Consider the following 4,771-nt stretch of genomic DNA (forward strand, 5'->3'; position numbering starts at 1 on the left):
GCCCCGGGGCTTCCCGACCCGGCCGCCGCACCGGGCTCTCCCGCCGGGACCGCCGGTGCGGCTGCCGCCGCTCCGTCCGGCAGCGGGCGGGTGGCCGCCCGCCCCGGCACCGTGCTCGGCTCCGCCCGGTTCCGGGAGGTCTACCGCACCCGGCACGCCTACGTGGCCGGATCCATGTACCAGGGCATCGCCTCCACCGACCTGGTGGTGCGGATGGCGGAGCACGGACTGTTCGGCTTCTTCGGTGCCGGCGGTCTGTCCCTCGCCCGGATCGGCGCGGCGCTCGACGACATCGGACGGAGACTGCCGCCCGGCGCCGCCTACGGCATGAACCTCCTGCACGACATGGCCGACCCGGACCTGGAGCGGGCCACCGTGGAGCTGTTCCTGCGGCGGGACGTGCGCCATGTGGAGGCCGCCGCGTTCACCCGGGTCACCGCCCCGCTGGTGCTGTTCCGCGCCAAGGGCGCCCACCGCGACGCGGCCGGCGTCCCGGTGGCGGCCCGTCAGGTGCTCGCCAAGGTGTCCCGCCCCGAGGTGGCCCGGCAGTTCCTCGCCCCGCCCGCCCCCGGACTGCTCGCCGCCCTGGTCGCCGAGGGCGCCCTGACCCGCGACGAGGCGGCCGTCGCCGCCGAGTTGCCGGTCGCCTCCGACCTGTGCGTGGAGTCCGACTCGGGCGGCCACACCGACCAGGGCGTCGCCCTCGCCCTCGTCCCCACCCTGCGCCGGCTGCGTGACCGGGCCGCCCGGGACACGGGCGGGGAGCCGGTGCGGGTCGGCGCGGCGGGCGGGATCGGCACCCCGGAGGCCGCTGCGGCCTGCTTCCTGCTCGGCGCCGACTTCGTCCTCACCGGCAGCGTCAACCAGTGCAGCCCGCAGGCCGGCACCTCCGACACGGTCAAGGACCTGCTCGCCGGGCTCGACGTGCAGGACGTCGCCTACGCCCCCGCCGGGGACCTGTTCGAGATCGGCTCCCGCGTCCAGGTGGTCCGCAGGGGCACCATGTTCCCCGCCCGCGCCAACCAGCTCCACGACCTCTACCGGCGGCACGACCGCCTGGAGGACATCGACGCCCGCACCCTCTCCACCCTCGAACGCACCTGCTTCCGCCGCCCGGTGGCCGAGGTGTGGGAGGACGTCGTACGGCACTACCGGGACACCGGGCGCCCGCAGATCACCCGCGACGCCGCACACGACCCGCGGCGCAGGATGGCCCTCGTCTTCCGCTGGTACTTCGCCGCGTCGACCCGGGCCGCCCTCGACGGCGCCAAGGACGACACCGCCAACTACCAGATCCACTGCGGCCCCGCCATGGGCGCCTTCAACCGGCTGGTCGAGGGCACCGCCCTCGAATCCTGGCGGCGGCGCGACGTCGACGCCATCGCCGACCTGCTGATGACCGGCGCGGCGGACGTACTGGCCGGGGCCGGCGCCCGCGCCGCGTCCCACCCGCCCTCCTCCTGAACGCACCCGAATACACCCGAACACACCCGGACGCCCCTCGACGCCCGAACGCTTCGGAACGCTCCTGAACGAAGGGAAGTACCCGATGGACGACGCCCTGCCCACCACGACGACCGCCCAGCACCAGGTGCGCACACCGCCGGACAAGACCCTCGACACCGCTTCCGCCGAGGTCGTCCTGTGGCGCACCGCGCAGATCCGGGCCGGTCACGGACCGCGCGCCCGCGCCGCGACCCGCGCCCTGACGGAGAGCTTCAACGAGCAGCACGAGGGCGTCGCGACCGCGCTCAGCTACGAGGACGCCTTCGGCACCCGGGGGCGGCTGCACTGGCTGGTCCACCTGCGCTCCATGAGCGACTACACCGCCCTGACCCAGCGCGGCGCCGACCGGGGGAGCGGCGTCCTCGGTCTCGCGTCCGGCGAGGACGACGGCTGGGAGGAGCTGTTCGAGGCGGGCAGCGTGCGGGAGACCGTCCTGCTGCCGCACCGCTGGGGCATCTTCGGCACCGCCACCGAGGCCATGATGAAGGCGGACGTCAACCCGGTCGAGGAGGTCAACGGCCGCGGCCGGTTCCGGCTGCTGCCGGCCGCCCGGCAGACCTCCCTGCCGGTGGAGTCCCTGGTCACCAGCGCCTCGTCGGGGCTTCTCATGCACCGCACCGCCCAGGCGGCGCACGGCTACCGCGCCGAGGCGCGGGTCCTGGCCCGGACCCTCGCGGAGACCTACAACCTCAACGCGCGGGGCCGCACCACGGTGCTGCTGTTCGAGGAGGCCTTCGGGCAGATGGACCGCCTGCACTTCTTCATCCACATGGCCGACGTGGAGGCCTACCAGGAGCTGATGGCCCTCGACGCCAGCCCGGACCCCGACGCCCCCCGGGCGTCCTACATCCAGGAGTGGATCTCGCCGGAACGCGGCGGCGGCACCTGGGACAAGATCATCCTCCAGGGTTCGACCCGCGACAGCCTCCTCGCGCCGCGGATCTTCGCCTGACCGTCTCCCGGTCCACCGGGCCCGCGGGCCCGGCCACCGCGTCCCCCGGCCCGGCCCGTGCCGTGGCCGGGGGACACGGCCGTCAGACGCCGGTCAGGCCATCGTGGTGATGCAGAAGGGGTAGCCGGCCGGGTCCAGCAGGACCGTCCACTTCCCCTGGCCCGGCTGCTCCTCGGGCTTCGTGGCACCGAGCGCCAGCAGCTCCGCCTCGGCCTTCTCCAGGTCCGGGACGCTGAAGTCGAGGTGCACACGGTTCCCGGCCTCCGGCCAGGACGGGGGCTCGAACCCCTCGATCCTGACGAAGCCCATCCGCATGCCGTTCTGGCCGGCGAGATAGGCCGCCGACTCACTGCTGAAGATCTTCTGCCAGCCGGTCGTCCTCGCGTAGAACTCCGCGAGCGATTCGGGGTCGGAACAACTTAAGGTGACGGCCCCGGGCTCGGCAATCGCTGTCATCGATCCACCTCTCGGTCTTTCGGTCGGTGCTTCTGGTGCTTCTGGTGCTTCTCAACGGGTTTCCCCGCACGCAGTCTTGCATATCGACGGATGCTGAACGGGCCGCACCACGATGTGCCGGGTGTCGCCGAACAGGCAGCCCACAATTGAGCATTCGGCGTCCGGTTCCCGCCCTACCGTCGCCTCATGAGCGAGAATCTGGAACGTATGCCCGAGGACTGGGAGAACGCTCTCGTCCTGGCCGCCCACCCCGACGACGTCGAGTTCGGATCGGCCGGAGCGGTCGCCGTCTGGACCCGCAAAGGACACGCCGTCTCCTATCTCCTGGCCACCCGCGGCGAGGCCGGCATCGACGGCGTGCCGCCCGCCGACGCGGCCCCGGTCCGCGAGGCCGAACAGCGCGAGGCGGCCGACCGGGTCGGCGTCCGCGACGTCGAGTTCCTCGACCACCCCGACGGCTCGGTCCGCGCGGACGAACGGCTGCGCGCCGACCTGGTGGCGGCCCTGCGCCGCCGGCGCCCGCAGCTCGTCGTCGTCTTCAACCACCACGAGCGGACCGGCACCGGCCGCTGGAACGCCCCCGACCACCGGGAGTTCGGCCGCTGCGCGCTGGACGCCGTGGCCGACGCCGGGAACCGCTGGATCCTCCCCGAGGCCGGCGCCCCCTGGTCGGTGAAGTACCTCGCCGTCGCCAACTCCCCGGCCCCCACCCACGCCGTCGACATCTCCACCGGCCTGGACGCCGCCGTCGCCTCCCTGGAGGCCCACCAGACCTATCTCGAGGGCCTGGGCTACACCCGGGAAGCAGTACGCCCCGCCGTGGCGGGGCAGGCGCAGGCGACCGGCGCACGCTTCGGCGGGGTGCCCGCGGTGGCCTTCGAACTGATCCCCTGCTGACCGGGACCGCCCGCGGGGCCACCGCGGACTCCGCGGCGGTCAGGCCGGCTTCTCGGCCACCGTCAGCCAGCACGACCACGCCTGGCGGCGCACCCGCTGCGGATCCGGCAGCGCCCGCAACTGCGCCAGGATCGGCTCCACCACCTGCGCCGCCCGCTCCGGGGACAGCCGCTGCAGGAACGGCACCTGCCGGTCGGTGATCAGCGCGATGAAGGTCTCCGGGTTCATCCCGCTCTCGTACTCCGGCCGCATGCCCTGCTCGCACAGCCGCAGCCCGGCCGCCTCGACCGCCTCGCGCACCGCGTCCGGCGCGTCGGGGCGCTCGGGCTGCCGCGCCTGCACCTGACGGAGGATCAGCACCAGGTCGTCGGCCTCCGACACCGGGTCGCCGTGGCGCACCACGACCCGGCCGCCGGGCCGCAGCACCCGCGCCGCCTCCGCCAGCGCGCCCGTCATGTCCGGCATCAGGTGCAGGGCGTGCACGTAGACCACGTTGTCCTGCGAGGCGTCGTCGAAGGGCAGCGCCATGCCGTCGCCGACGGTGAGTTCACCGTCGAAGCGGGTCGCGGCGACGTCCAGCATCGGCTGCGAGACGTCCACACCGCGCACGGTGTGCCCGAGGGCCGCCAGCCCGGCCGCCACCACCCCGGTGCCGACCCCGACCTCCAGCACGGAGCCGGGCGCCAGGTGCGGGGAGATCGTGGCCGCGGTCATGTGGCCGCGCCCCTCGCCGCCGCGGGCGGCATCGTAGGTGGCGGCCAGTTTGTCGAACTTCACGGACTGGTTCATCGCGTCACTCCCACGCGGTTCGGTTCGTGGACGGGTTGCATCGCGTCCTCCCAAGCGGATCGGATCACGGGCGGGGCTGGTTCGGTTCGGGGACGGGGGAGCGGTTCGGTTCGTGGACGGCGGTCATCGCGCCGCGCCCGCGCGGGCCGGTCGGCGGCCGGTGCCCGCGGG

The 4,771-nt window shown here is 74.0% G+C and carries 5 protein-coding genes; 3 read left to right on the forward strand and 2 right to left on the reverse strand.

Features of this window, described 5'->3' with window-relative positions:
• Positions 1–1,464: PfaD family polyunsaturated fatty acid/polyketide biosynthesis protein (locus G3I53_RS30860; protein WP_164438991.1), on the forward strand; the 1,464-nt coding region annotated here is incomplete at its 5' end.
• Positions 1,465–1,549: 85 nt separating this feature from the next.
• Positions 1,550–2,458 carry a DUF6039 family protein gene (locus G3I53_RS30865; protein ID WP_164337229.1) on the forward strand — a complete coding sequence of 303 codons (909 nt, stop codon included), beginning with the start codon at positions 1,550–1,552 and terminating at the stop codon, positions 2,456–2,458.
• A 93-nt stretch (positions 2,459–2,551) separates the two neighbouring features.
• On the opposite strand, the gene G3I53_RS30870 is transcribed toward G3I53_RS30865, so the two are convergent.
• Positions 2,552–2,914, reverse strand: a complete 363-nt coding sequence (locus tag G3I53_RS30870) for a VOC family protein (RefSeq protein ID WP_164337228.1) — start codon at positions 2,912–2,914, stop codon at positions 2,552–2,554.
• A 186-nt stretch (positions 2,915–3,100) separates the two neighbouring features.
• Here G3I53_RS30870 and G3I53_RS30875 point away from each other — a divergent pair, with 186 nt between their 5' ends.
• On the forward strand, positions 3,101–3,811 hold the full coding sequence (locus G3I53_RS30875) for a PIG-L deacetylase family protein (RefSeq protein ID WP_164337227.1): 711 nt from the start codon (positions 3,101–3,103) through the stop codon (positions 3,809–3,811).
• Between the two features lie 39 nt (positions 3,812–3,850).
• On the opposite strand, the gene G3I53_RS30880 is transcribed toward G3I53_RS30875, so the two are convergent.
• Entirely contained in the window at positions 3,851–4,600 is a 750-nt protein-coding gene (locus G3I53_RS30880) for a methyltransferase domain-containing protein (protein ID WP_164337226.1), read from the reverse strand.
• Between the last annotated feature and the right edge of the window lie 171 nt (positions 4,601–4,771).

This window comes from Streptomyces sp. SID14436 (genome assembly GCF_010548465.1).
Lineage (GTDB): Bacteria > Actinomycetota > Actinomycetes > Streptomycetales > Streptomycetaceae > Streptomyces.

What these genes read in the sequence shown, in the direction of transcription:
- G3I53_RS30870 (WP_164337228.1), bottom strand. Translation starts at nt 2,914, where the DNA reads ATGACAGCGATTGCCGAGCCCGGGGCCGTCACCTTAAGTTGTTCCGAC.
- G3I53_RS30865 (WP_164337229.1), top strand. Translation starts at nt 1,550, where the DNA reads ATGGACGACGCCCTGCCCACCACGACGACCGCCCAGCACCAGGTGCGC.
- G3I53_RS30875 (WP_164337227.1), top strand. Translation starts at nt 3,101, where the DNA reads ATGAGCGAGAATCTGGAACGTATGCCCGAGGACTGGGAGAACGCTCTC.
- G3I53_RS30880 (WP_164337226.1), bottom strand. Translation starts at nt 4,600, where the DNA reads ATGAACCAGTCCGTGAAGTTCGACAAACTGGCCGCCACCTACGATGCC.